The sequence below is a fragment of the Klebsiella huaxiensis genome (assembly GCF_003261575.2).
In the GTDB taxonomy this organism is placed as follows: domain Bacteria; phylum Pseudomonadota; class Gammaproteobacteria; order Enterobacterales; family Enterobacteriaceae; genus Klebsiella; species Klebsiella huaxiensis.
In genome coordinates this window covers 3372988-3397266 of record NZ_CP036175.1, presented here as the reverse complement: position 1 = coordinate 3397266, position 24279 = coordinate 3372988, and the positions used below count along the sequence as shown (strand labels likewise).

22 protein-coding genes and 1 other annotated feature are annotated in these 24279 nt (G+C 53.7%); of the genes, 10 read left to right on the top strand and 12 right to left on the bottom strand.

Features of this window, described 5'->3' with window-relative positions:
- Positions 1 to 35: 35 nt before the first annotated feature.
- Positions 36 to 779: a YciC family protein gene (locus DA718_RS16360; protein ID WP_112216781.1), complete on the bottom strand. Its 744-nt coding sequence runs from the start codon at positions 777 to 779 to the stop codon at positions 36 to 38.
- 313 nt (positions 780 to 1092) lie between these two features.
- On the opposite strand from DA718_RS16360, the gene ompW reads away from it, so the two are divergent.
- Complete coding sequence (gene ompW, locus DA718_RS16355) at positions 1093 to 1731, top strand: outer membrane protein OmpW (protein WP_112216782.1); 639 nt, start codon at positions 1093 to 1095, stop codon at positions 1729 to 1731.
- Between the two features lie 136 nt (positions 1732 to 1867).
- Here ompW and DA718_RS16350 read toward each other — a convergent pair whose 3' ends face one another.
- Positions 1868 to 2113 carry a YmjA family protein gene (locus DA718_RS16350; protein ID WP_112216783.1) on the bottom strand — a complete coding sequence of 82 codons (246 nt, stop codon included), beginning with the start codon at positions 2111 to 2113 and terminating at the stop codon, positions 1868 to 1870.
- Positions 2114 to 2395: 282 nt separating this feature from the next.
- Positions 2396 to 3343 (bottom strand): quinone oxidoreductase family protein, encoded by a 948-nt coding sequence (locus tag DA718_RS16345; RefSeq protein ID WP_112216784.1) that lies wholly within the window; start codon positions 3341 to 3343, stop codon positions 2396 to 2398.
- A gap of 74 nt (positions 3344 to 3417) precedes the next feature.
- On the opposite strand from DA718_RS16345, the gene DA718_RS16340 reads away from it, so the two are divergent.
- Complete coding sequence (locus tag DA718_RS16340) at positions 3418 to 3873, top strand: MarR family winged helix-turn-helix transcriptional regulator (protein WP_112216785.1); 456 nt, start codon at positions 3418 to 3420, stop codon at positions 3871 to 3873.
- A 32-nt stretch (positions 3874 to 3905) separates the two neighbouring features.
- Here the strand turns inward: DA718_RS16340 and trpA are convergent, their stop codons facing one another.
- The 5 genes from trpA to DA718_RS16315 are packed head-to-tail and all read right to left on the bottom strand — an operon-like array spanning position 3906 to position 10437.
- Positions 3906 to 4715, bottom strand: coding sequence for a tryptophan synthase subunit alpha (trpA, locus tag DA718_RS16335; protein ID WP_112216786.1), 810 nt, complete (start codon positions 4713 to 4715; stop codon positions 3906 to 3908).
- Complete coding sequence (gene trpB, locus DA718_RS16330; RefSeq protein ID WP_112216787.1) at positions 4715 to 5908, bottom strand: tryptophan synthase subunit beta; 1194 nt, start codon at positions 5906 to 5908, stop codon at positions 4715 to 4717. Before trpB ends, trpA begins: the two co-directional genes overlap by 1 nt.
- Before the next feature lie 9 nt (positions 5909 to 5917).
- A complete protein-coding gene (gene trpCF, locus DA718_RS16325; RefSeq protein ID WP_112216788.1) occupies positions 5918 to 7276 on the bottom strand; it encodes a bifunctional indole-3-glycerol-phosphate synthase TrpC/phosphoribosylanthranilate isomerase TrpF in 1359 nt (452 codons plus the stop codon).
- A 3-nt stretch (positions 7277 to 7279) separates the two neighbouring features.
- Positions 7280 to 8875 (bottom strand): bifunctional anthranilate synthase glutamate amidotransferase component TrpG/anthranilate phosphoribosyltransferase TrpD, encoded by a 1596-nt coding sequence (gene trpD / locus DA718_RS16320; protein ID WP_112216789.1) that lies wholly within the window; start codon positions 8873 to 8875, stop codon positions 7280 to 7282.
- The gene (locus tag DA718_RS16315; RefSeq protein ID WP_112216790.1) at positions 8875 to 10437 is read right to left on the bottom strand and encodes an anthranilate synthase component 1; all 1563 of its coding nucleotides are present in this window, start codon (positions 10435 to 10437) and stop codon (positions 8875 to 8877) included. The genes trpD and DA718_RS16315 overlap by 1 nt, the downstream gene beginning before the upstream one ends.
- Before the next feature lie 35 nt (positions 10438 to 10472).
- Positions 10473 to 10568, bottom strand: a sequence feature (Trp leader region).
- Between the two features lie 227 nt (positions 10569 to 10795).
- On the opposite strand from DA718_RS16315, the gene rnm reads away from it, so the two are divergent.
- From rnm to DA718_RS16300, 3 genes are read left to right on the top strand one after another with little or no spacing between them, the layout of a single operon-like run.
- On the top strand, positions 10796 to 11665 hold the full coding sequence (gene rnm / locus DA718_RS16310) for an RNase RNM (RefSeq protein WP_112216791.1): 870 nt from the start codon (positions 10796 to 10798) through the stop codon (positions 11663 to 11665).
- Positions 11666 to 11674: 9 nt separating this feature from the next.
- The gene (locus tag DA718_RS16305; protein WP_110273510.1) at positions 11675 to 12295 is read left to right on the top strand and encodes an L-threonylcarbamoyladenylate synthase; all 621 of its coding nucleotides are present in this window, start codon (positions 11675 to 11677) and stop codon (positions 12293 to 12295) included.
- Between the two features lie 30 nt (positions 12296 to 12325).
- Positions 12326 to 14221 (top strand): DUF2207 domain-containing protein, encoded by a 1896-nt coding sequence (locus tag DA718_RS16300; protein ID WP_112216792.1) that lies wholly within the window; start codon positions 12326 to 12328, stop codon positions 14219 to 14221.
- Between the two features lie 497 nt (positions 14222 to 14718).
- On the opposite strand, the gene DA718_RS16290 is transcribed toward DA718_RS16300, so the two are convergent.
- Positions 14719 to 14982: a hypothetical protein gene (locus tag DA718_RS16290; RefSeq protein ID WP_112216474.1), complete on the bottom strand. Its 264-nt coding sequence runs from the start codon at positions 14980 to 14982 to the stop codon at positions 14719 to 14721.
- Between the two features lie 536 nt (positions 14983 to 15518).
- Here DA718_RS16290 and rluB point away from each other — a divergent pair.
- The 4 genes from rluB (at position 15519) to DA718_RS16270 (ending at position 21318) form a co-directional block, all read left to right on the top strand.
- Complete coding sequence (gene rluB / locus DA718_RS16285; RefSeq protein ID WP_110273507.1) at positions 15519 to 16406, top strand: 23S rRNA pseudouridine(2605) synthase RluB; 888 nt, start codon at positions 15519 to 15521, stop codon at positions 16404 to 16406.
- Positions 16407 to 16585: 179 nt separating this feature from the next.
- Complete coding sequence (locus DA718_RS16280) at positions 16586 to 17950, top strand: MFS transporter (protein ID WP_112216475.1); 1365 nt, start codon at positions 16586 to 16588, stop codon at positions 17948 to 17950.
- A gap of 18 nt (positions 17951 to 17968) precedes the next feature.
- Complete coding sequence (locus DA718_RS16275; RefSeq protein WP_112216476.1) at positions 17969 to 20320, top strand: beta-glucosidase family protein; 2352 nt, start codon at positions 17969 to 17971, stop codon at positions 20318 to 20320.
- A 23-nt stretch (positions 20321 to 20343) separates the two neighbouring features.
- Positions 20344 to 21318 carry a helix-turn-helix transcriptional regulator gene (locus tag DA718_RS16270; protein WP_112216477.1) on the top strand — a complete coding sequence of 325 codons (975 nt, stop codon included), beginning with the start codon at positions 20344 to 20346 and terminating at the stop codon, positions 21316 to 21318.
- Here DA718_RS16270 and cobO read toward each other — a convergent pair.
- Together cobO and DA718_RS16260 are read right to left on the bottom strand one after the other, a co-directional pair.
- Entirely contained in the window at positions 21290 to 21880 is a 591-nt protein-coding gene (cobO, locus tag DA718_RS16265; protein WP_112216478.1) for a cob(I)yrinic acid a,c-diamide adenosyltransferase, read from the bottom strand. The two genes, DA718_RS16270 and cobO, sit on opposite strands and share 29 nt — an antisense overlap.
- Positions 21877 to 22638: a YciK family oxidoreductase gene (locus DA718_RS16260; protein ID WP_112216479.1), complete on the bottom strand. Its 762-nt coding sequence runs from the start codon at positions 22636 to 22638 to the stop codon at positions 21877 to 21879. The genes cobO and DA718_RS16260 overlap by 4 nt, the downstream gene beginning before the upstream one ends.
- A 254-nt stretch (positions 22639 to 22892) precedes the next feature.
- Here DA718_RS16260 and sohB point away from each other — a divergent pair, with 254 nt between their 5' ends.
- Positions 22893 to 23939: a protease SohB gene (gene sohB / locus DA718_RS16250; protein ID WP_112216480.1), complete on the top strand. Its 1047-nt coding sequence runs from the start codon at positions 22893 to 22895 to the stop codon at positions 23937 to 23939.
- Positions 23940 to 23995: 56 nt separating this feature from the next.
- Here the strand turns inward: sohB and DA718_RS16245 are convergent, their stop codons facing one another.
- Positions 23996 to 24247, bottom strand: coding sequence for a YciN family protein (locus DA718_RS16245; protein WP_112216481.1), 252 nt, complete (start codon positions 24245 to 24247; stop codon positions 23996 to 23998).
- Between the last annotated feature and the right edge of the window lie 32 nt (positions 24248 to 24279).

Sequence of the window (24279 nt, the reverse complement as noted above, 5' to 3'; positions counted from 1 at the left end):
TCAGGAAGGGCCGGGAGGATCCGGCCCAGATTAAGTTAGTTGCGAATAAGCATATACAAGCGGAATAAATAGATCAGCAACAATGCGGAGATCAGGTTGCTGATGGTATTTATCACGATTGCGCCAACGTTTGGCGTCAGTACCGCGAAGCTGGAGGCAAACAGCAGCAGCAGGGTTTTCGCCAGCAGCCAGCCGATGATAGCCGGAGCCACCAGGCGTACATTGGCCCACGCCAGGCGCATGCTGCTACGCATGGCGCTGAAGATACCGATTTTATCCTGCACCAGCATTACCGGCGCGAAAGAGAGCACGATAGCCAGCAGGACGCCCGGCACCACCACCAGCATCATCCCCATCTGGACCACAAAGGTCGTCAGCAGGATCAGCAGCAGCAGCTTTGGCAATACCGGCGCGGAAGCGCCGATCGCCCGTAGAGCGCTGACGCGCTGACCGGCGGAGATCATCTGAATCATCAGCAGAACGCCGCCCGCAAGGATCGCATTGCCCACCAGTCCAGAGAATGTAGAGGCTGCCGAAGCTCGTAGCAGGACCTGCTGCTGTTCCGGCGTCATACTTTGCACCAGCTCGAACAACCCGACGCTACCCGTCAGGCTATCGCCTTCGCTCAGAATCGATAATTGCTCTTCACTGGGTGAAAAGGCATGGCCAAGTACTACCGTAATAAGCGCGCACAACAATGCAATCAGCAAAATAGTGACGAACTGATTACGGAAAAAGTTTCCGGTGTCACGGTAGACGGACTTCGCCGTGATAGACATGCATTCTCCTTGAGTCTTGCAGGTGTTAACTAGCCGGCGATTGTACCGCAAATCGTGCCTGGGTAGCAGTCTCTGCTCCTGCGCGCTAAGTATATCTTTGTAAATAGAAGAGGAAACCAGCGATGCGCTGCCTTGAGTAGCGCAAAAGCAGGATTTTGATGTTGCGCGCTTATCACTGATTGCATTGAAAAAGTGAAAATTAATCTGGATCAATAAATGTTAAATTTCCCAGCTTTGTGTGATCCATGTTGGATCAAACATACTTCATTGTAGGTATATTCTTGCGCTGAATAACCATAATGAGGAAGTGGGTATGAAAAAGTTAGCAGCGGCGTTTGTTATTCTGAGCACTCTCACCAGCGGCAGCGTCTGGGCGCATGAAGCGGGTGAATTTTTTATTCGTGCAGGTTCGGCAACCGTCAGGCCAACAGAAGGGGCGGGCGGTACGTTAGGCAGTCTGGGAGGCTTTAACGTTAGCAACAATACACAGCTGGGCCTGACGTTCACCTATATGGCAACGGATAATATCGGTGTTGAACTGCTGGCTGCGACGCCGTTCCGCCATAAAGTCGGGACCGCAGCAACCGGCAATATTGCTACCGTTCATCATTTACCGCCGACCTTAATGGCGCAGTGGTACTTTGGCGATTCGAGCAGCAAGCTGCGTCCATATGTTGGTGTGGGTATTAACTACACCACCTTCTTTGACGAAGGTGTGAACGACAATGGTAAAAATCAGGGGATTTCCGATCTGAGCCTGAAAGATTCCTGGGGTGCTGCGGGTCAGGTCGGTATGGATTATCTGATTAACCGCGACTGGTTGATTAACATGTCAGTTTGGTACATGGATATCGACACCACCGCGAGCTATAAACTGGGCGAGGCTCGCCAGCACGACAGCGTGCGCCTGGATCCGTGGGTGTTTATGTTCTCCGCGGGCTATCGTTTCTAAAGTTTCGGCAAAGCTGGTCGCTGTATGACCAGCTCTTACTTTTTTATTCTGTAACAATCATACAGCGAACGGTTTGGCTTGATGGTGGCTCACCAGGAAAGGATGCATTGGCTGGCGTATGTTGTTTTAACAAGATCTACTCATTGCCCCATTTATTGAGGAAGTTCGCGATATCATCAATACGCTGCTCATTGATCCCCGCTTGAATGGCCATTTCTCCCTGTGCTTCCTCACTGATTTCTTCGTTGTTCATCAAGCGAGTGATCAACAATTGAAAATAGCGAGCCAATGGTTCACGTTCTGACTCGCTCACCGGCTCTGCGGATTCGGTCGAATACTCATCGGCAATGTCGTAATATTTCAGTGGTACTTCATCGTTCATCAGTTGCTCCGTGGAGTTAGTGTCAGTCGCAGAATGGGTTAAAATAGATTTTATTGATTAACGAAGGGATTGTCTCTTCCATTGCTGGTTAAGACAACGGGTGTGCAAGCTGTGTCAGCTATCATAAAAAAAGCCCGCACAAGTGCGGGCAAAAATACTGGAAGCAATGTGAGCAATGTCGTACCGAATACCTGAGTTGTTTACTCAACTATTCGGTAATGAGAAAGATAATATTTCTCATTTAAGATATCAACCCCAACTTTTGTGTGGAAGCGATTTTTTTTAATCGACGATAAAAACAGTGCGTTTCTGGCTGTCATCCTGCGGCCAGGCCGTAGCAATGTCACGAAGCGGCTGCACAGTAGTGGCGATGGTAAATCCGCCTGCGACGGCGGCCTGCAGCATTTCCCCGGTCGCCGCCAGCAGTTGCGGCATGGACAGGCTACCAATCCCGCTGCCCATCAGTTGCAACGGTGCAGAGCGTAATACTGCGCCGCTGAGCGTGATATCGGCAGCGGCGAGTGAACCGACCTGAACAAAGCGTACCGGCGCCTTCCCTGGACTATGCTTTGCCAGCGCCGGGAGCAATAGTTCAGCACTGTGACCCCACAGGTAATCGACGACGACATCAATCTGCCGCGCTGCCAGGTGCGCAAACTGTGACCGCACGGTAGCATCATCTTCGCTTAAGTTGACTATTGTATCGGCTCCGAGGGAGGCGAGCTTTAACGCGTTGCGCCCGGTGGCAATCACCTTTTTGGCCCCCAGAAAGCGGGCGACTTGTACCGCCAGCTGTCCGGCGCTACCGGTCGCACCGTTGATAAGCACCGTTTCTCCGGCCTTGAGACCAGCGCGCTTGACCAGCGACGCCCATGCGGACATGCCTGGATTTGCCATTGCGGCGGCGGTAACGTCGTCCAGATCATCCGGCAGCGGCAGGCAGTGGTTTAGCGCGACCGGTGCCCACTGTGCCATGCTGCCCCACGGGGCGGTGGGGAAGGCAAAATAAACTCGCTGACCGTCAGGCAATGTTCCGGTGCCATCAATCCCGACGCCGAAAGGCAGGCGGCCATCAAAACTGTAATGTTTGCCGGAGGCCCGGCTTTTCACGACATGGCTGATAGCGCAGGCGTGCACTTTGACCCGTGTCTCATATTCAGTAGGCTGCGGGTCGCTAAAATCGGCCCAAATCGGGCCTTGTTGCAGGTCAAAAACGACGGCTGCTTTCATAGTATTCTCTCCTGGGATAATTATGTGTAAAATGCACATATCAGTTAATGGCACTATACCTGGTTAAATAATATATGCAATATGCACATAATAATTACGACATCAGCGAGTTTCACGGTGCGCTGCTCGACATCATCAGCGTGATGAACCAGTCAGTGCGCGATGAGCAGATACTGCAGGCTGCTGAAGTTCAGCTTGATCAGGCCCTCTTCCCACTGCTGGTAGCGGTAGGGCGCAGGGGGCCGGTGGGGGTCGTGGAACTGGCGGATAGTCTCGGGCGAGATTACACCACCGTCAGTCGGCAGGTGAAGAAACTGGAAGCGCAGGGGTTGGCGCGAAAGCAGCCCAACGCCAAAGACCGGCGGATTAGCGAAGTCACACTTAGCGAAGCGGGTCAGGCAATGATCGAACGCATCTCGGTTGCAAGAACGCGGCTGATGAATCAAGTGCTGGCGGAATGGGCGCAAGAGGATGTGATGGCGCTGTTTCGTCTGACGCGCAAGTACGCGGACAGCTTACAGCAGAAATAACCGCCCGGCGCAGTGCCGGGCGGTAGGCGTGCTTAGGCCGCTTTGGTGGCGGCTTTGAGGCTCTGCACAAAGGTCTTCAGTTCAGACAGCATAGCCTGCGGGTCGTTAACGTTGCGCTCAATGATTTTGACGATCGCAGAACCGGAAATCGCCCCGGCAGCGCCGGCATCAATCGCGGCGGTGACCTGCTCCGGCGCAGAGATACCAAAGCCCTGCAGCGGCGGCGCGGCATTGTACTCGGCCAGCTTCTCAATCAGATGGTGCAGCGGCAGCGCGGCGCGATTTTCTGCGCCGGTCACGCCTGCACGAGACAGCAGATAGGTATAGCCGCGACCGTAGGAAGCAATCTGGCGCAGCAGGTCGTCATCGGCATTTGGCGGGCAGATGAAAATTGGCGCGATATTATGGCGCAATGCGGCCTGGCGGAACGGTGCCGACTCTTCGACCGGTACATCGGCTACCAGCACTGAATCAACGCCCGCGCGCTCGCATGCGGCATAAAATTCATCAATGCCAGGGCTGAACACCAGGTTGGCGTACATCAGCAGGCCGATCGGGATGGTCGGGTGCTTTTGACGAATTGCCGCCAGCATTTCAAAGCATTGCGCGGGGGTGACGCCTGCGGCAAATGCGCGCAGGGCCGCGCCCTGAATGGTTGGGCCGTCCGCCAGCGGGTCGGAGAATGGGATACCCAGCTCCAGCGCATCGGCACCCGCTTCAATCAGCGTATCAATAATTTTCAGCGATTGTTCCGGGTTAGGGTCGCCGAGCGTCACGAAGGGAACAAATGCGCCTTCCTGGCGAGCTTTCAGTTGTGCAAACAGCGTCTCGTAACGTTCCATCAGATTTCCCCTCGCGCTTTTAGAATATCGTGTACGGTGAAGATGTCTTTATCGCCGCGACCGGAGAGGTTAACCACCAGCAGCTGCTCTTTTTCCGGGTTCTCACGCATCATTTTCAGCGCGTGCGCCAGGGCGTGGGACGACTCCAGCGCCGGAATAATCCCTTCATGACGGGAAAGTGCTTTAAAGGCATCCAGCGCCTCATCATCGGTAATTGATACGTAGTCGGCGCGACCAATGCTGTTCAGATAAGCGTGCTGCGGGCCAACTGACGGGAAGTCCAGTCCAGCGGAAATGGAGTAGGACTCCTCAATTTGCCCGTCCTCTGTCTGCATCATCGGCGATTTCATACCGAAGTAGATACCAACGCGCCCGTGCTTCAGCGGTGCGCCGTGTTCGCCGGATTCGATCCCGTGACCCGCCGGTTCCACGCCAATCAGGCCAACAGTGGTTTCGTCGATAAAATCAGCAAACATACCGATAGCGTTAGAACCGCCGCCGACGCAGGCGATAACCGCATCCGGCAGGCGACCTTCTTTCTCAAGAATTTGTACTTTGGTCTCTTCGCCAATCATGCGCTGGAATTCGCGCACGATGGTCGGGAACGGGTGCGGGCCAGCGGCGGTGCCGAGCATATAGTGGGCTTTTTCATAGCTGCCGGACCAGTCACGCAGGGCTTCGTTACAGGCATCTTTCAGCGTTGAGGAGCCGCTATGTACCGGGATCACTTCTGCACCCATCAGGCGCATACGGAAGACGTTCGGCGACTGGCGCTCGATATCTTTTGCGCCCATATAAATGCGGCATTTGAGACCGAGCAGGGCGCTGGCGAGGGCAGAGGCTACGCCGTGCTGACCGGCACCGGTTTCAGCAATAATTTCCGTTTTGCCCATCCGTTTCGCCAGCAGCGCCTGGCCGAGCACCTGGTTGGTTTTATGCGCGCCGCCGTGCAGCAGGTCTTCACGCTTCAGATACAGCGTAGTGCGGGTACCTTTGGTGAGGTTGCGGCATTTGGTCAGCGCGGTTGGGCGGCCAGCGTAGTTTTTCAGCAGGTCGGTAAATTCGGCCTGAAATGCCGGGTCTTTCTGCGCGCTAACGAACGCTTCTTCAAGCTGGCGCAGGGCGGGCATCAGGATCTGCGGAACGTACATCCCGCCGAATTCACCAAAATAGGGGTTCAGTAAAGTACTCATTGTTGCTCCTTAATATGCGCGCAGCGTTTGAAACACCGAGGCCAGTTTGCTGGCATCTTTAATACCCGGCTGCGTCTCTACACCTGAATTAAAATCGAGTCCGGCACAACCGCTTTTGGCGGCTTCCACACAGTTATCGGCGCCGAGGCCGCCTGCTAACAGTACGTTACGCAGGTCCTGACCTTGCAGCAAAGACCAGTCGAAACGCTGGCCGGTACCGCCCTGACCGTTATCAAAAACGTATTTATCGACATGGTTCAGATTGCGTTGCGGCAGCGTTTCGCCAACGCTGAGGGCTTTCCAGATTTGCACTTTGGCTGGTAACCCGGTGCGCAGAGCGTCAATATAGGCTTGGTCTTCGCTACCGTGCAGCTGTACAGCGGCTAAATTCAGGCTTTCAACGCGGGCGGCAACCTCTGCCACCGGCGCATTGCGGAATACGCCGACGTAGAGCAGAGGCGCGCTATCAATGACCGCTTTCGCCTGGGCCTCGTTGACCGCTCGCTGCGACGTTGGGACGAAAATCAGCCCCCCATAGATTGCGCCGGACTCATACGCGACCTGGGCATCCTGCGGGCGGGTCAGGCCGCAGACCTTATTCTCACCAAGCAGTACGCGTTTTACCGCGGCGTTCAGATCGTCATGTTCCATCAGCGCTGAACCAATCAGGAAGCCATTGGCAAAGTGACTCAGTTCACGCACTTCGGCATAAGTATGGATGCCGGATTCGCTGATCACCGTGACGTCATGGCCGAGTCGTGGTGCCAGCGTGCGGGTGCGGTTGAGGTCAATCGACATATCGCGCAGGTCACGGTTGTTGATACCGACCACTTTGGCCTTCAGCGCAATAGCGCGTTCCAGTTCTTCTTCATTACTGACTTCGGTCAATACGCCCATATTCAGGCTGTGCGCGACGGCGGCGAGCTGGCGGTATTGTTCATCATCAAGCACCGAAAGCATCAGCAGGCAGGCGTCGGCCTGGTAATAGCGCGCCAGGTAAATCTGGTAAGGATCAATGGTGAAGTCCTTACACAGAATCGGCTGCGGCGCGACCTTGCTGACAATCGGCAGAAAATCGAAGCTGCCCTGGAAATATTTCTCATCGCACAGCACCGAAATAGCCGATGCGTAGTGCTTGTAGACCCCGGCGATGGTCGCCGGGTCAAAATCTTCGCGAATCAAACCTTTTGACGGCGAGGCCTTTTTGCACTCAAGAATAAACGCGGTGCGGGTACCGGCAAGGGCATCGTAAAAATTGCGCTGTGTCGGTACGACGTCATTTTGAAAGCTGGCTAACGGTTGTTGTTGTTTGCGGGCTTCTACCCAAATCGCTTTGTCGGCCACGATTTTTGCTAAAACGGTCTGCATTATTTACCCTCTTGCCGCTAATGCGGTCACTTTGTCATAGGCCGCTCCGCTGCGCAGGACCTCGATGACGTGCTGTGCGTTGGCCTTCAGATCTTCGTGTCCATGTAAACGCATCAACATGGCGACGTTGGCGGCGACGGCGGCTTCATGAGCGGCTTCACCTTTACCTTGTAGTAAGCGTGTCAGAATGTCACGGTTTTCTTCCGGCGTGCCGCCAGCCAACTGTTCCTGATGGTAAGGCGTCAGGCCAAAGTCGGCGGCGGTCAGCTGATAGCTCATGATTTCGCCGTTGTTCAGTTCAGCGACCACCGTCGGCGCATGGAGCGATACTTCATCCATGCCGCCGCTGTGGACCACGGCAGCACGCTGATAGCCCAGTACGCGCAGGGTTTCCGCAATCGGCAGCACCAGTTCCGGGCTGTAAACGCCAATCAGCGCCAGCGGCGGGTGTGCCGGGTTGATCAGCGGCCCGAGCACGTTAAACAGGGTGCGGGTCTTGAGCTGCTGGCGGACCGGCATCGCGTGACGGAATCCGGTGTGATACTTCGGTGCGAACAGGAAACAGACGCCCATCTCATCCAGCGCCTGGCGGGATTTATCGGCATTCATATCGAGATTAATACCGAAGGCCGCCAGCAGGTCAGATGAGCCTGATTTACTTGAAACGCTGCGATTGCCATGTTTCGCTACTTTCAGGCCACAGGCGGCGGCAACAAAGGCGCTGGCGGTCGAAATATTGATGCTGTTGCTGCCATCGCCGCCGGTACCAACGATATCGGCAAACAGATAATCCGGACGCGGGAACGGCGCGGCGTTTTCCAGCAGCGCGGTAGCGGCCCCGGCAATTTCCTGCGGATGCTCACCGCGCACTTTCATACTGACCAGCGCAGCGGCCAGCTGCTCGGGCTTGACTTCGCCGCGCACCACTGCGGAGAACAGCTGATGGCTCTCCTGCTGGCTCAGGGTCTCGGCCTGATACAGTTTTTCCAGAATTGGCTGGATAGTGTTGGTCTGCTCCAGCTTCTGCAACGCCCAGGCCAGCGTTTGTTCCAGCAGGCGTGCACCCTGGGTGGTCAGAATCGACTCAGGATGGAACTGGAAACCGCAAACGCGATCTGCATCGTGGCGCACCGCCATCACCATGCCGTTAAAGTTGGCGTTGATCGTCAACCCAGCCGGGATATTGCTGCCAACCAGCGAGTGGTAGCGCGCAACCGGCAGTGGGTTAGTCAACCCGGCAAACATCGCCTGACCATCATGTTCAATGCTTGATGCTTTACCGTGGAGGATTTCACCAGCCTGTCCGACGTAACCGCCGTAAGCTTCGACAATGGCCTGATGACCGAGGCAGATGCCGATAATCGGCAACTTACCACGCAGTCGGGTCAGCAGTTCAGGCATGCAGCCTGCTTCACTCGGCGTGCCCGGACCGGGAGAGAGCATCAATACCGGGTTTTTCATGGTGCCGATACGCTCAATCAGCGCCTGCGCCGGGACTGAGTTGCGGTAAATCACCACGTTATGGCCGTTCGAACGCAATTGGTCTGCCAGGTTATAGGTAAATGAATCGATATTATCGAGCAGCAGAATGTCGGCCATTAGAAAATCTCCTTCGCGTGATGGGCCTGGGCGATAGCGCGCAGCACCGCGCGGGCTTTATTACGGGTTTCATCCGCTTCAGATTGGGGAACAGAGTCGAGCACGATACCGGCACCGGCCTGTACCGTGGCGATGCCATCCTGCACGTAAGCTGAACGAATCACGATGCAGGTATCGAGGTCGCCGTGGGCGGTAAAGTAACCCACTGCGCCGCCGTAGCTGCCGCGGCGTTTGCCTTCAGCGGCGGCGATAAGCTGCATTGCGCGTACTTTAGGCGCACCGCTCAACGTGCCCATATTCATACAAGCGCGATAGGCGTGCAGCACGTCGAGATCATTGCGCAGCTCGCCAACCACGCGGGAGACGAGGTGCATCACAAAGGAGTAGCGGTCGACTTTGGTTAAGTCGGCCACGTAGCGGCTGCCCGGCGTGCAGATGCGGGCGAGGTCGTTACGCGCCAGGTCAACCAGCATCAGGTGTTCGGAAAGCTCTTTGTGATCGGTGCGCATCTCCAGCTCAATGCGGCTGTCAAGATCGCGGTCCAGCGAACCGTCGCTGCGGCGACCACGCGGGCGGGTTCCGGCGATCGGGTAGATCTCAATCTGGCGGCTGGCGGCGTCATATTTCAGCGAGCTTTCCGGCGATGCGCCGAATAGGGTGAAATCGTTATCCTGCATAAAGAACATATACGGGCTGGGGTTACTCTTCTTCAGCACATCGTAAGCGGCGAGCGGCGACGGGCAGGGCAGCGAGAAACGGCGCGATGGCACCACCTGGAAAATTTCACCTGCGCGGATGGCGCGCTGCATTTTACGCACCACGGCGCCGTATTCTTCATCACTCTGATCGCAGTCGCAGCGCATTTCGGCAACCGTTGTCACCGGCAGCGGCGCAGGCGGCTCATTCAATTGCTGACGAAGCTGGGCGATGCGCTGTAGCAGACGCTGTTTTTCACTTTCCAGCGGGGTGAACAGGCTCGCCTGGATGCGGGTGTTTTTGGTCTGATGGTCGATAACCAGCAGCGTTTCAGCCAGATAGAAACAGTAATCCGGGCAGGCGGTATCGCTTTCCAGCGGCGGCAGGTTTTCGAAGCCGGCGACCAGGTCATAAGCAAACAGTCCGCCGAAGAACATGGCTTCGCGCTCGTCCTGCGGCACGGTAACCAGCTCTTGCAACAGGCGGAAAGTGTCAAATACCGATAATGAACATAAGCGGGCGTCTTCATCAAGCAGTGCGCTGGCAGGAGGGAATGTTAACACTCGCCCATTTGGCTGGTGCTGATTATCAATACCCGAAGGCAGAGTGTTATCCAGCAAATCCAGCAGCGCCGCGCCGTTAGCGGAGAGTGCCTGAATAGTGACGGTGTCACCTAATGCGGTAATGCGCAGCGCGCTATCCACCAGCAGCAGGCTCTTTAAATCATCCTTACTGTCGATATCCGCGGATTCCAGCAGCAGGGTGGCCGGACGCGCGCCGCATAGCTGGTGGAATAACGCCGTCGGGTTTTCCCGATAGATGGCGTCGCTGGTGAGAAGCTCGAGTGCCGGTTTTGATGTTTGCATTATTGTTCTCGCCTGTTCGGTATAATAATTTGTCCAATAAAAAGCCCGCTCATTGGCGGGCCGGGTATCTGTATGCTGAGTGCAAAACGCGATCACGCCGCCCGATAACAGGAGCTACGCCACCAGCCGTGCAGAGTGATAAATTGCGTTTTCATCGTTGATACCCCTTCATGTGAACTTGCGTACTAGTTAACTAGTCCGGAGGTGTAAAGTCAACCCCTGTTTGCAGATTTTATCGGTGAGTCGGTATGATGATGCGCGTGGTGAGATTATCCATAATTTGAATCACCGAAACGCAGCCAACTTTCCTGTCACTTAAAGTATGACGGGTACAGGTTTATGTCCAGCAGGAGTCATCTTGAGCAACACCAACTACGCAGTGATTTACGACCTGCACAGCCATACCATCGCCTCCGACGGGCGACTGACTCCACAAGAACTTGTTCATCGCGCTCACCAGATGCGCGTCGGCACCCTGGCGATTACCGATCATGATACTGTGGCTGCGATCCCCGTAGCCAAAGCGGAAATTGAACGTGCAGGTTTACCGCTAACGTTGATAAATGGCGTGGAGATTTCCACGCTGTGGGAAAACCACGAGATTCACATTGTCGGGCTGAATATTGATATTACCCATCCGGCGATGACCGCGTTACTTGATGAACAGAAAGCGCGCCGCCAGCTGCGGGCTCAGCTGATTGCAGAACGGCTGGATAAAGCTCGGATCCCCGGTGCCTGGGAAGGGGCGCTGAAACTGGCCGACGGCGGGGCGGTGACGCGCGGCCATTTCGCCCGTTTTTTGGTCGAAGGGGGTTATGCGAACAATATTGCTGACGTCTTTAAGAAATATCTCGCGCGCGGGAAAACCGGTTACGTTCCGCCACAGTGGTGTACAATAAAACAAGCGATTGATGTCATTCATCATTCTGGCGGCAAAGCGGTTATTGCCCATCCCGGGCGCTACGACCTCTCTGCCAAGTGGCTGAAAAGATTGTTAGCCCATTTTAGTGAGCAGGGCGGCGATGCGATGGAAGTTGCTCAATGCCAGCAGGCACCGCACGAGCGCGCGCAGCTTGCTGCTTACGCCGTGCAGTTTGGCCTCCTCGCCTCCCAGGGGTCTGATTTCCATCAGCCCTGTCCGTGGATCGAGCTGGGCCGTAAACTTTGGCTACCCGCTGGCGTAGAAGGGATCTGGCGTAGTTGGGAAGTGGCCGTAGAACAAAATTGAGAGGGAAGTATGAGCCAGTTTTTTTATGTCCATCCGGAAAACCCGCAGGCGCGGTTGATAAACCAGGCGGTGGAAATTGTGCGTAAAGGCGGGGTTATCGTATATCCGACCGACTCTGGTTACGCATTAGGCTGCAAAATTGAAGATAAAGGTGCGATGGAGCGGATTTGTCGTATCCGTGATTTGCCAAACGGCCATAACTTTACCCTGATGTGCCGCGATCTATCCGAGCTGTCGACCTATTCATTCGTTGATAACGTGGCGTTCCGGCTGATTAAAAATAACACGCCGGGTAACTACACCTTCATCCTCAAAGGGACCAAAGAGGTGCCGCGTCGTTTGCTGCAGGAAAAGCGTAAAACTATCGGTATGCGCGTGCCGTCGAACCCGATTGCGCAGATGCTGCTGGAAACCCTCGGCGAGCCGATGCTCTCAACCTCACTGATGCTGCCGGGAAGCGAGTTTACCGAATCTGACCCGGAAGAGATCAAAGATCGCCTTGAGAAACAGGTGGATCTGATTATTCACGGCGGCTATCTGGGCCAGCAGCCGACCACGGTTATCGATCTTACCGAAGATGCGCCGGTGGTGGTACGTGAAGGCGTAGGCGATGTGAAGCCGTTCTTGTAATCTCCCAATTGTTCCACGGAAGGAATAGTGATGAAATGGACATTGATGTGTCGGTTTTTTCTTTTGCTATGGCTGTTCAGTGCTCCGTTCAGCCATGCGCGTTCAGATATTTTATCCCCCTCGACAGAGGCTATTTCTCTGTTTGACGTCCAGGCCACTATGCGTCCGGATGGCGTGCTGGATGTGCAAGAAAACATTCACTTCCAGGCGCGCAACAGACAGATTAAACACGGCTTTTTTCGCGATCTTCCGCGCATGTGGGTGCGACCGGACGGCAACGCGGCCCTGCTGACGTATCATGTTATCGGCGTGACCCGTGACGGCAAACCTGAACCCTGGCAGCTTCGCTGGCGCAGGGGGACCATGAGAATCGTCGTGGGGGATGAACAGACTCTTCTGCCAGAAGGTAACTATCGCTACCAGGTGCACTATCAGGTTAGCAACGCGTTTATTCGTGATGGCGATGATGACATGCTAATCTGGAACGTCACCGGCGATAGCTGGTCGTTCGAAATATACCAGGTTCGCTTCGCGCTGCAGCTGGCGGATGCTCAAGGGGATCCGTTTAAGCATATCGACTTTTTTACCGGCGATTATGGCGAAAGGTTAAAGAATGGTCACCTTCTGCCGGACGGGCGCATTGAATCCCACGAACCCTTCTACCAGCAGGATTTTACCGTACTCTATCGCTGGCCTCGGGAGCTGTTGCCTGATGCCGCAGAGCCGCAGGCGACTCATCTTCTCCCGCATCTTTTTATCCCCACACTATCGTCGTTGATCGTCTGGATCCCCTGCGGGTTGTTGGCGGGTTATTTCTTGTTTTTATGGTTACGCAGACCTCGCTTTACCCCGGTTGACGTGCCGGAGCTGACGTCAATGTCCACGGATTTTTCACCCGGTTATCTGCGCATGGCGGCAAAGCAGACCTACGACGATAAAGGCTTTTGTGCTGATGTGACTAACCTGATTGTGAAGGGGCGGGTGGTGCTGGAGAGCATGTCGGGTGACAAAACGCAGCAATGTCTGGTGAAGGTTCACTCGGGGGCGAGCAGAAAAAGCGATATACCGACCCAGGAAGAGCAGCTATTGATGGATCTGTTGTTCCGCAAGGGTGATAAGGTGGTGCTTAAGGGGCGCTGCAATAGAACGCTGCGTAAAGCTTTTATACGGATGGAGAAACACTATCGTCAGCAGCATAAGGACGCGGGATATCGGCCTTTGAGCTTCCTGTTGTGTGGGATTATGGCGATATTTGCGACTCAGTTTCTCGCTAATGAGCAGAGTCTGGGTTGGACGGCCAAAACTTTAACTGCGGATTGGTTTGCGGGCCTTTTCTTCGTTATTCCGCTTCTCTTTAGCGGCGTGAGCCTGGTGGATGAGAGCGATCTCGGCAAACCGATTCGTAAGAGTTTACTGGCAACGTTGTTCTTTCCGCTTATCGGTGGTGGCCTGATTTTTCTGTTTCTATGGGCAAAAATGGGCTTTTCGCTCTTTCAATGGTACATGCCCGCCGGATACTTTAGCGCCTGGTGCCTGACCGGTTATATCACCACGCTGGGCTTTTGCTTGCTTCCACAGCTTACGCAATCAGGCCAGCAGCGCTTTGCCCAGGCTTGGGGAGTTATCCACTATCTGGAACGTCTGGAGGCCGCGACGTACAGCGGACGACGGCGCAAAGGCGAGTCCCGTTACCTGGATATTTCATTGCTTAGCTGGGCGGTGGCCGCAGGGTTGGGTAAGGAGTGGGCCAATCGCCTGGCTCCATCCCTGGCGGCGGCGATTAAGGAGCCAGAGATAGCCAGATCCGGGGTGTTATTATCCTTGCAGGCACATTTGAGCATTGGGGCCTCTAGTGTTTCCGGTTTCGGCAGCGGCGGAGGATTCTCCGGCGGCGGTGCAGGCGGTGGCGGCGGAGGCGGATGGTAATATTTCCCTGGTACGCTGAAGCTGTCTTTTCTTACTTGAATGGAATGTGTGTATTTTTATCGACAGGTTAATAATAGAAACTATTAATTATAATAGGTGCGAGATTAAATAATATGTGTGTTTTTATGACGCAGTAGCAGAGGGTTTAAAATTAACCTGAACCGTGATTTTTTATGAAATGACAGGGGCCTTAAGCCCCTTCATGATTAAATGTATATACCCGTCATACTTCAAGTTGCATGTGTGTTGGCTGCGTTAGTTCACCCCAGTCACTTACTTCAGTAAGCTCCTGGGGATGTAATGAGGGACATCCTTGTCCCTCACCGGAGGCAGCCTTCGGCTGTTCAAATTCGTTCCTGACGAATTTGTCTCTTCCTTGCCGCGTTACTCGGCCTTCGGCCTCGCCCCTTCGGGGCCAGCGCAAGCGCTGTTCAAGGCACGAGTGCCTTGTCCTGCAACTCGAATTATTTAGGGTATAGATTGTGACTTTATTGTGATTATGTATCGTCTGAACCAGCGTGGGCTGCATCAACGCAAGGGATGACGGTATGCTGAGTCATATTGAGCAACGATTCAATTTCAGAGAGTTTGTTTCTTAGTTTTACCGGTGATGGCATATTTCTTAATGAAATAATGCAAATATCACCTTGTGCAACCACCATGTTTATGTCGGAAATTTTGATTATCATTTCATCGTTATTGCATGTTCTTATTTTGGCGTAACACACATCACGAAGTTTGAGGTGTTCAATGTTTTTCATTTTCAAAACTCATTTTTAAAATTAGACCGGGTATTTGAGCTCATTCCAGACTTTTTGTTTTTAATTGAATAATGAATCCCAAAGGGGGTAAAACGAAATGTGAATTGAGAATAATCCTAAAAATTATAAATGGCAATACAATCATTAGTGTTATTGATGAAACGGGGCCGCAACCGAGCAGGCACTGACCCGCAATGATGAACTTCAACGCCTCTATGTCCCGAAAGCCTGATGACCTGCCTTTTCGGCCACAGGAAAATCCGTCAGCATGAATCATAATTGATAAGGATTGTTTGTATCCTGGTGGAAAAGCGCGGCCACATGAAACGCAAAGAAGCATTCATCTTAAAGTTCGTGTACCATGTTCGCCCACGCGAGAAGGCATGTCTCTATTTTGGCCGTTAAAACGGCGCAGAACATGACATGCCTGGATGCAAAATATATATACAGAACATGGCGTTAGCTCATAATTTGAAAGCGTCTTGTTTTTCGAAGTATACCAGACGCCTGGGAAGGCGACACCTTAAGGATGCTCAATGAGCGAGAAATTACAAAAAGTGCTGGCCCGCGCTGGCCACGGCTCCCGCCGTGAAATTGAATCTAAAATTGAAGCTGGCCGCGTCAGCGTCGATGGCAAAATCGCCACCCTTGGCGATCGCGTTGAAATTGTCCCTGGTTTAAAAATTCGTATCGATGGTCACCTGATTTCGGTGAAAGAGTCTGCGGAACAAATCTGTCGCGTTCTGGCGTACTACAAGCCAGAAGGCGAGCTGTGTACCCGTAACGACCCGGAAGGGCGTCCGACGGTATTCGATCGTCTGCCAAAACTGCGCGGCGCGCGCTGGATTGCCGTGGGTCGTCTGGATGTAAATACCTGCGGTCTGCTGCTGTTCACCACCGACGGTGAACTGGCAAACCGCCTGATGCATCCGAGCCGTGAAGTTGAACGTGAATACGCCGTGCGCGTGTTTGGTCAGGTTGATGAAGATAAGCTTCGTCAACTGTCTCGTGGCGTACAGCTGGAAGACGGTCCGGCGGCGTTTAAAACCATCAAATTCACCGGTGGTGAAGGGATTAACCAGTGGTACAACGTGACGCTGACCGAAGGGCGTAACCGTGAAGTTCGCCGCTTGTGGGAAGCCGTTGGCGTACAGGTTAGCCGTCTGATCCGCGTTCGTTATGGCGATATTCCGCTGCCGAAAGGCCTGCCTCGCGGCGGATATACCGAGCTGGATCTGGCGCAAACCAACTACCTGCGTGAGCTGGTGGAGTTGACGCCGGAAACCACCTCAAAAGTGGCAGTCGAGAAAGATCGTCGTCGCATGAAAGCGAACCAAATTCGCCGTGCGGTTAAGCGCCACAGCCAGGTCGGCAATAACAATAATAGCCGTCGCTCCAGCAGCCGTAATAACGGTAACGGTTAATGACTTTCGTTCCGGCGGGTAACTGCCGGAATTCTCTCTTTATTTTCTCCCGCCTGTGATATCTTTCACACTTCTGCATAAAGACAAAAAACGGGAAATTCCCGGACAAATAACGCAAAGCGCTGTGCCAGCCAACGCCATATACTGACGCCACTGATTACATAAACGGGTAGCCAAAAATGGATACAGCAGGAAAACTATCGGCAAGCTATGTGGTTATCGGCGTGAAAGAAAAAATAGGCTACGGCTTTGGTGATTTTGCCTCTAATTTATCATTCGGCTTTGTTTCACTTTTCTTATTATATTTCTATACTAACATTTACGGCATTAGTGCAGTGCAGGCAAGTTTGATTTTTGTTATTGCTCGCGTTATTGATGCCATTTTTAATATCTTGATTGGTTTTGCTATCGATAAAACGCATAGCCGCTACGGCAAATTACGTCCATGGTTATTATATGGATCAATACCGCTCGGTTTTTTAACCGTATTGTGTTTTGTGCCTTTTGGTGGCGAGGGGAAATTCTATTTTGCGTTGATCTCTTATACTATTTACTGCCTGGCATATACGGCGGTGAACACGCCATACTCAGCGTTAACAAACCGTTTGACTCAGCATGAAGCGTCCCGTTCATCGCTGTCGGTATACCGCTTTGTATTGGCGATTGTCGGCTATCTGATTGTTTCAACGACTGCAGATATGCTGATTTCACCGTTTGACGATAAGCAGTTGGGCTACGTTTTTGCGGTCTCTTGCTTCGCTCTGCTGGCGACTTTTTTGTTTCTTACCTGCTTTGGGATGACTAAAGAACGGGTAGGTGAAGAAGAGGAGACGCCTGCGCCGACGTTAAGGGAAATGCTCCGCGCGGTGGCAGGTAACACACCGCTGATTAACTTGTCGCTGTTTACCATCTTTTTCTATATTGCCTATACCGTATGGATGGCAATAGCGATCTACTTTATTAAATATATTATCGGTAATGAAGGGTTTACCTCAACCTTCTTTATGATTCAGTCAGCGGCCTATATCGTAGGTACCGTTATTTCGGAAAAAGTCATTGCGCTGATCGGTAAGAAGAAAATGACGCTGGTTGCGCTGCTGATTGGCATCTTCGGTGTGCTAATGCAATATTTTATTGCCGGCGACAATATCTGGCTGATCATGACCGGGGTATGCTTGTACAGTATTACGTTAGGGATGGGGTTTGTTTCCATGTGGTCAATGATTGCCGATACTGTTGAATATGCTGAGTGGCACCATGGTGTGCGGACTGAAGGCGCAATTTATGGCTTCTTTAATTTTATCACCAAAATAGCGATGGCGATTGGCGGCGGCTGCGCAGGGTGGATGCTGGATTATTATCATTATGATGCCGGCAATATTTCGAGCAGCGCAATCAATGGCATTAATATTTTGATGACGATATTTCCCGGTGCGATGTTTGCGCTAAGCGCCATATTTGTCGCCTGCTATTCGCTGGATGAAAAAACCTATCGCGATATTGTGCAAAAAATCAGCCTGCGTAAACAACAGAACGCGCTTTAACCTCAGGGAGCCAGAGAGATGAATAACGATTTTAACACGACCCTCGCCGCGATGAGCGTGGAAGACAAAGTGGCGCTGCTGACTGGTAGTGGCCTGTGGCGCACGGCTTCTCTACCACAGCATGGTATTGCAGATATCGTTATGACGGACGGTACTTACGGCGTTCGTTACAGTAGTGCGCAAATTGATGGCCGTGAAAAGTGGAGCATGGATGACTTTATCTCGGTCATCACCCAGACCGCAGACCAGGCCAGCGCTGAAGAATCCGCAGCGAAGGGGGGGAGTGAGGCGCTTTTCAGCGCCTCGCTTCCGGCAACCTGCTTTCCAAATGGCTCCAGCCTGGCCTGTAGTTGGGATGTGGGGCTGGTACATCAGATGGGGCAAGCGCTGGGGACAGAGTGTCAGCAGATGGGCGTTGGGATCCTGCTTGGCCCGGGCATCAACATTCGTCGCACTCCGCTGGCGGGCCGCGGCTATGAATATTACGCTGAAGACCCGGTAGTCAGCGGCGACATTGCGGCAGCGCTGATTAACGGACTGCAACAGGAAGGTGTTGGTGCGAGTTTGAAACATTTCGCAGCGAATAACTCGGAGTACCGCCGCACGGAAATGGACTCGATTATTGAAGAGCGGGCGCTACGCGAAATCTATCTGGCGGGTTTCCAGCGCGCGATTAAGAAATCCCAGCCGTGGACGGTGATGTCCTCTTACAATCGCCTTAACGGGGTGCAGACATCCCAGGATCCGTTTTTGCTCACCCAGGTGCTGCGCGATGAGTGGGGGTATGACGGCCTGGTGATGTCCGACTGGTACGGGATTAAGGACCGTCCGGCCTCGCTGATGGCGGGCAACGACCTGGCAATGCCGGAAACCCGACGCGATAAACAAACTCTGCTGGCGGCGATTGAATCAGGAGAGGTACCGATGGAAGTCGTGGATCGGGCCTGTCAGCGAATGTTGGCGCTTCTGGATAAAGTCTGGCGTCATCGTCGCCCGCAAACGCGCGCTGATTTTCCGGCGCACCATGCGCTGGCGCAACAACTGGCAGCCGAATCTATCGTCTTGCTGAAAAATGAAGATGATCTGCTGCCGCTGCGCCCAGGGAAGACGCCACGCATCGCGGTGCTGGGTAAGCCGGCGCAGGAGCCAGTGATTCAGGGCTCCGGATGCGCAACCACCGTGCCGTATCTGCTGGATCGTCCGCTGGATGAAATTTTTGACCTTGCCGGGGATGATTTTAGCGTCTCCTGGGCGGAGGGGGCCCCGGACGATCTGCGCTGTGATGAACAGGCTTTGGCACAGGCCCGCGCCGTTGCGCAGGAGGCGGATGTGGCGGTGATCTTTGTCAGTACCGCTGTCGGTGAAGATGGCGAGAATGGCGATCGTCAGGACCTGAATATTCTGCCGGTTCATGAGCGGCTGATCCGGGAAGTGGCGGCGGTCCAGCCAAATGTGGTGGTGATACTGGCCAACAGCGATGCGGTCGTCATGCCATGGCTTGGTGAGTGTAAAGCGCTGCTGGAAACTTTCTTCGCCGGGCAGGGTATGGGCCGCGCGGTGGCGGAAATTCTCTTTGGCCAGCGCAACCCGTGCGGTAAATTAACCGTGACGGTTCCCAATTCGCTGGAAGAGACCCCCGCATGGCTGCACTATCCGGGAGAGAATCTACGCCATCACTACGGAGAAGGGCTTTTTGTCGGTTATCGTTACTACGATAAACGCCGCCTGACGCCGCTGTTTCCGTTCGGCTTTGGCTTAAGCTATACCCGATTTGTTTACGATAATGTCGCGCTCTCAGCCTCACGATTAGAGGAAAACGAGACCCTCGCCGTTTCGTTTGATCTGACCAACTGCGGTGCATTCACCGGTAAAGAGGTTGTTCAGCTATATGTGAGTGCGCCTGACGGTGAACTGATTCGTGAAGTGCAGGCATTGAAGGCGTTCAGTAAAGTGGAACTAGCCGCAGGGGAAACTCGTCGCGTGAGCCTGCAACTGTCTGTTGCCGAGCTGGCCTGTTACCATCCAGGCCTTGGGGACTGGGTGGTGACGCCGGGTCTCTGGAAGCTCCGCGTTGGTAGCTCATCCCGCGACCTGCCGCTTTGTGCGGAAATTACAGTGGACTGCCCGCCGCGCTATGTGCCGCTGCGCGATGATAACTCGCTCCAACAGTTGATCCAACAGCCGGAGGCCTTTGCCCGCGTAGTGAGTCTGATCGCTGATAAAAGCCAGTTGCCGGTGGATCAGGTGCGTGAAAAATTGATTCGCCTGGCACCGGACCTATTTTGTGGTCTGCTGATTGCGTTGACTGAGTTTTTAGCGTTGGACATCGATCGCAACGAGCTGAACGCCGTGTTGGCGGGGCGTAATTAACGGCTAACGACAGGAGATTGCGCATGTTCCCTTTTTCAGTCACTCACTCTCGCGCAGTGATGCAAACCGGACGGCAGACGGTAAATAGCGGCTATGAGCTGATTGCTTTTGACGCAGAGAAGCTGAACGTGTTTGCCGCCGAGGTGCGTTACTGCGAACCTCACTGGCATCCGGCTCCGGAGCTGATTACCGTGCTGGCGGGGCGATTTACGGTCTCCGTTGGCCAGCACAGCGTGGAGCTGGCGCAGGGGGATATGCTGTATATCAACGCTGAAGAAGTGCACTCGCTTAGCGCGGAGGATACGGGAAGCCAACTGGTGACCGTACAGTTTTCTCCCGGCCTGTTTGATGAGCTACATCCTTCTCCACTGCTGAGTTGGTGCACTTCCGGGCAGGTTTATTCGTCGACTGACAACGACGTTCATCGACGCCTGGCGGCATTACTGGAGCGGTTGATTGATAACCACCCGCCTTTTCAACGCATCGCGGCGATTTATCTGTTATTGGATGCGATAGTGACAGCCGGGAAGCCGACGCAACAAGCGGAAAGTACGCTGCGTGAAGAGGCGATGATCAAGAAAGGCATTGATTTTATTAATCAGCATTTTGACCAACCGCTGACCCTGAGCGAAGTCGCCAGCCATACCGGAATGAGCTACTCATGGTTTTCGCGGCTGTTTAAAAAGGTCAGTCGGCATAATTTCAAAGAGTATCTGACGCTGGTACGGCTGAATAAAGCCCGCACCCTACTGCGCGACACCCGCACGCCAATCACCGATATCAGCCACAGTTGCGGCTTTCAGGAGCATAAATACCTGATTGCCGCATTTAATAAATACTGTGGGGTGACGCCGACCGAATATCGTAAACGCTTTGTCTCGCGACAAAACATTCTCGAAAGCGAACTGGCGATGGGGGAAGATTGCCTGTGCCTGCCGCTTAATTATGCGTTACTTGAACGGCTGACGCTTAGTAATCGATCCCTATCTGCGCCTTAATTCCGGCATCAAACGCGTGCTTAACAGGACGCAATTCGCTGACGGTATCGGCCAGTTCGGTAATTTCACGATGGCAACCGCGACCGGTAATAATGACCGTTTGATGCGCAGGGCGGTTGCGCAGAGCAGTCAGCACGTCTTCCAGCGGCAGGTAGTCATAGGCCACCATGTAGGTTAGCTCGTCCAGTAAAACGAGATCCAGGCTTTCATCGGCCAGCATTCTGCGCCCATGTTCCCAGACGGCGAGGCAGGCGGCTGTGTCGCTTTCGCGATCCTGAGTATTCCAGGTGAAGCCGGTGGCCATCACCTGAAATTCAACGCCGTGCGGTTCAAGCAGATTGCGCTCTCCGTTCGGCCAGGTGCCTTTAATAAACTGCACAACACTGGCCTTTTTGCCATGCCCGACGGCGCGGGTAACGGTGCCAAAAGCGGCGGTAGTTTTGCCTTTACCGTTGCCGGTAAACACAATCACAATGCCGCGTTCTTCCTGGGCTGACGCCACGCGGGCATCGACCTTATCTTTTACCCGCTGCTGGCGTTCACGGTAGCGTTCATCACTCATTGTGCGATTCCTGGTTTACGGCCCGGTTGGGCGTCAAAAGTCATTCCCGTCTTGCGACGGCTATCGTCGCCCATCAGCCACAGATAAACCGGCATGATATCGGCAGGCGTTTTCAATTTTTGCGGATCTTCGGTTGGGAAAGCATTGGCGCGCATTTTGGTGCGCGTGCCGCCAGGATTGATGCAGTTAACCCGCAGATGGCGGCTTTGATACTCCTCAGCCAGCACCTGCATCATGCCTTCGGTGGCAAATTTGGACGCCGCATAAGCACCCCAGTTCGCTCGCCCCTGACGACCCACGCTGGAGGAGGTGAAGACCAGAGAACCGGACTCAGATTTGAGTAATAAAGGAAGCAATGCCTGAGTGAGCATAAAGGTGCCATTTACGTTCACCTGCATAACCTGCTGCCATATGTCCGGCTTTTGTTCATCCATTGGGCAGATATCGCCCAGCAGACCTGCGTTGTGCAGTACGCCGTCAAGACGTGGGTAGTGAATAGCAATCTTCTGCGCCAACTGCTGGCACTCCTGCGGCGTGCAGGTCAACAGGTCAAGCGTGAACCATGGGGCAGGAATACCTCCTGCTTGCTGAATCTCTTGTGCGACGCGACGCAGCTTCTCTTCATTACGGCCAACCAGGATCACGCTGGCGCTGTAGCGAGCATAGGTCAGGGCGGCTTCACGGCCAATGCCGTCGCTGGCGCCGGTAACCAGGATGATGCGGTCCTGTAACAGGTGACGTTGCGGTTGATAATGCACGGCGACTCCTCGGGCGATCTGCTGACGATCGCGCTGGCTATTCGGTATCTTACTTTTGCGCTTTATGCCTGAAAGCGCCTGCTATTGCAATCAGTGAAACGGAAAGTCTTCGCGGAATTAATATCTTGCAACGATTTCATCGTCGCTGAAAAAAACAGGAATGCGCCTCGCATGCGACGCAAAGCACAAAGACTTCTCGCAGATGGCTGATGTACACTGTGCGTCAACGTCAGTGCTTTACACAAGGTGAAAACGTGGAATTACTTGCTCAATATGGCCTGTTTTTGGCCAAAATCGCGACCATTGTTGTCGCTATTGCGGTTGTCGTCGCCATTATTGTTAACCTGACTCAGCGCAAAAGGCAGCGCGGTGAGCTCCGGGTGACCAATCTTAGCGAGCAATATAAGGAGATGAAGGAAGAGCTGGCGGTTTCGTTGCTCGACGTCCCACAGCAAAAACTGTGGCACAAAGGGCAAAAGAAAAAGCTTAAGCAGGAAGCAAAAGCGGCAAAGGCGCGCGCGAAGTTGGGCACGGCAGAGCCGGAAGGCAAGCCGCGCGTTTGGGTGCTGGATTTTAAAGGCAGTATGGATGCTCATGAAGTCAGCAGCCTGCGTGAAGAAATTACCGCGGTGCTGGCAGCGGTGAAAGCGCGGGATCAGGTCGTTATTCGCCTGGAAAGCCCCGGCGGCGTGGTGCATGGCTATGGTCTTGCCGCTTCGCAGTTGCAACGCCTTCGTGATAAACAGATCCCGTTAACGGTAGCGGTAGATAAAGTAGCGGCCAGCGGTGGTTACATGATGGCCTGCGTGGCGAATAAAATCGTCTCTGCGCCGTTTGCCATTCTTGGTTCTATTGGCGTCGTGGCGCAGATCCCTAATATCAACCGCTTCCTGAAAAACAAAGATATCGACATTGAGCTGCATACGGCCGGACAGTACAAACGTACCCTGACGATGCTGGGCGAAAATACCGAAGAAGGGCGACAGAAATTCCGCGAAGACCTGAACGATACGCATCGGCTGTTCAAAGATTTTGTTCACCAGATGCGTCCCTCGTTGGATATTGAGCAGGTGGCAACTGGCGAACATTGGTACGGTACTCAGGCGCTGGAAAAAGGCCTGGTGGACGAGGTGGAAACCAGTGATGAACTGCTGCTGGGACTGATGGATAAGCACGAGGTCATCAGCGTGCGTTATCAACAACGTAAGAAGATGCTCGACCGCTTTACCGGCAGCGCGGCTGAAAGTGTCGACAAACTGCTGCTACGATGGTGGCAACGCGGACAAAAACCGCTGATGTAAACAAAACAACGCGAGGCTCAAGCCTCGCGTTGTCGTATTAGCCCGGCAGGTAATGGTTAATCTGCCAGGTGATATTTATCAGACAGCTCATGTGCGAGGTATTTGAACATATTAAATACCGCCGTACTTTTTGCCGTTGGCAGACCCTGCTCATCAAGATAAAACTCGCCGCTGAACACCAGCACGCCGTTACGCTGAACGACGTCGGTAGCTTCGATCCCGGCTAACGTATCCTCATGTTCGCGGATGAGTTTATTGGCTTTTTCAAGCAGCTTCTGGCGATCGATGGGTTGGGTTGTACCTTGCATAAATGCCTCCTGTGGTTCTTCGCCGGTAGTCT

Bases quoted from the DNA above. Each gene is read 5' to 3' on its own strand.
- trpD (WP_112216789.1), bottom strand. From the start codon at position 8,875: ATGGCCGACATTCTGCTGCTCGATAATATCGATTCATTTACCTATAAC.
- ompW (WP_112216782.1), top strand. From the start codon at position 1,093: ATGAAAAAGTTAGCAGCGGCGTTTGTTATTCTGAGCACTCTCACCAGC.
- DA718_RS16360 (WP_112216781.1), bottom strand. From the start codon at position 779: ATGTCTATCACGGCGAAGTCCGTCTACCGTGACACCGGAAACTTTTTC.
- DA718_RS16270 (WP_112216477.1), top strand. From the start codon at position 20,344: ATGTTCCCTTTTTCAGTCACTCACTCTCGCGCAGTGATGCAAACCGGA.
- DA718_RS16280 (WP_112216475.1), top strand. From the start codon at position 16,586: ATGGATACAGCAGGAAAACTATCGGCAAGCTATGTGGTTATCGGCGTG.
- trpB (WP_112216787.1), bottom strand. From the start codon at position 5,908: ATGAGTACTTTACTGAACCCCTATTTTGGTGAATTCGGCGGGATGTAC.
- trpA (WP_112216786.1), bottom strand. From the start codon at position 4,715: ATGGAACGTTACGAGACGCTGTTTGCACAACTGAAAGCTCGCCAGGAA.
- DA718_RS16345 (WP_112216784.1), bottom strand. From the start codon at position 3,343: ATGAAAGCAGCCGTCGTTTTTGACCTGCAACAAGGCCCGATTTGGGCC.
- trpCF (WP_112216788.1), bottom strand. From the start codon at position 7,276: ATGCAGACCGTTTTAGCAAAAATCGTGGCCGACAAAGCGATTTGGGTA.
- DA718_RS16290 (WP_112216474.1), bottom strand. From the start codon at position 14,982: ATGAAAAACATTGAACACCTCAAACTTCGTGATGTGTGTTACGCCAAA.
- cobO (WP_112216478.1), bottom strand. From the start codon at position 21,880: ATGAGTGATGAACGCTACCGTGAACGCCAGCAGCGGGTAAAAGATAAG.
- DA718_RS16315 (WP_112216790.1), bottom strand. From the start codon at position 10,437: ATGCAAACATCAAAACCGGCACTCGAGCTTCTCACCAGCGACGCCATC.
- DA718_RS16275 (WP_112216476.1), top strand. From the start codon at position 17,969: ATGAATAACGATTTTAACACGACCCTCGCCGCGATGAGCGTGGAAGAC.
- DA718_RS16245 (WP_112216481.1), bottom strand. From the start codon at position 24,247: ATGCAAGGTACAACCCAACCCATCGATCGCCAGAAGCTGCTTGAAAAA.
- DA718_RS16305 (WP_110273510.1), top strand. From the start codon at position 11,675: ATGAGCCAGTTTTTTTATGTCCATCCGGAAAACCCGCAGGCGCGGTTG.
- DA718_RS16350 (WP_112216783.1), bottom strand. From the start codon at position 2,113: ATGAACGATGAAGTACCACTGAAATATTACGACATTGCCGATGAGTAT.
- DA718_RS16300 (WP_112216792.1), top strand. From the start codon at position 12,326: ATGAAATGGACATTGATGTGTCGGTTTTTTCTTTTGCTATGGCTGTTC.
- rluB (WP_110273507.1), top strand. From the start codon at position 15,519: ATGAGCGAGAAATTACAAAAAGTGCTGGCCCGCGCTGGCCACGGCTCC.
- DA718_RS16340 (WP_112216785.1), top strand. From the start codon at position 3,418: ATGCAATATGCACATAATAATTACGACATCAGCGAGTTTCACGGTGCG.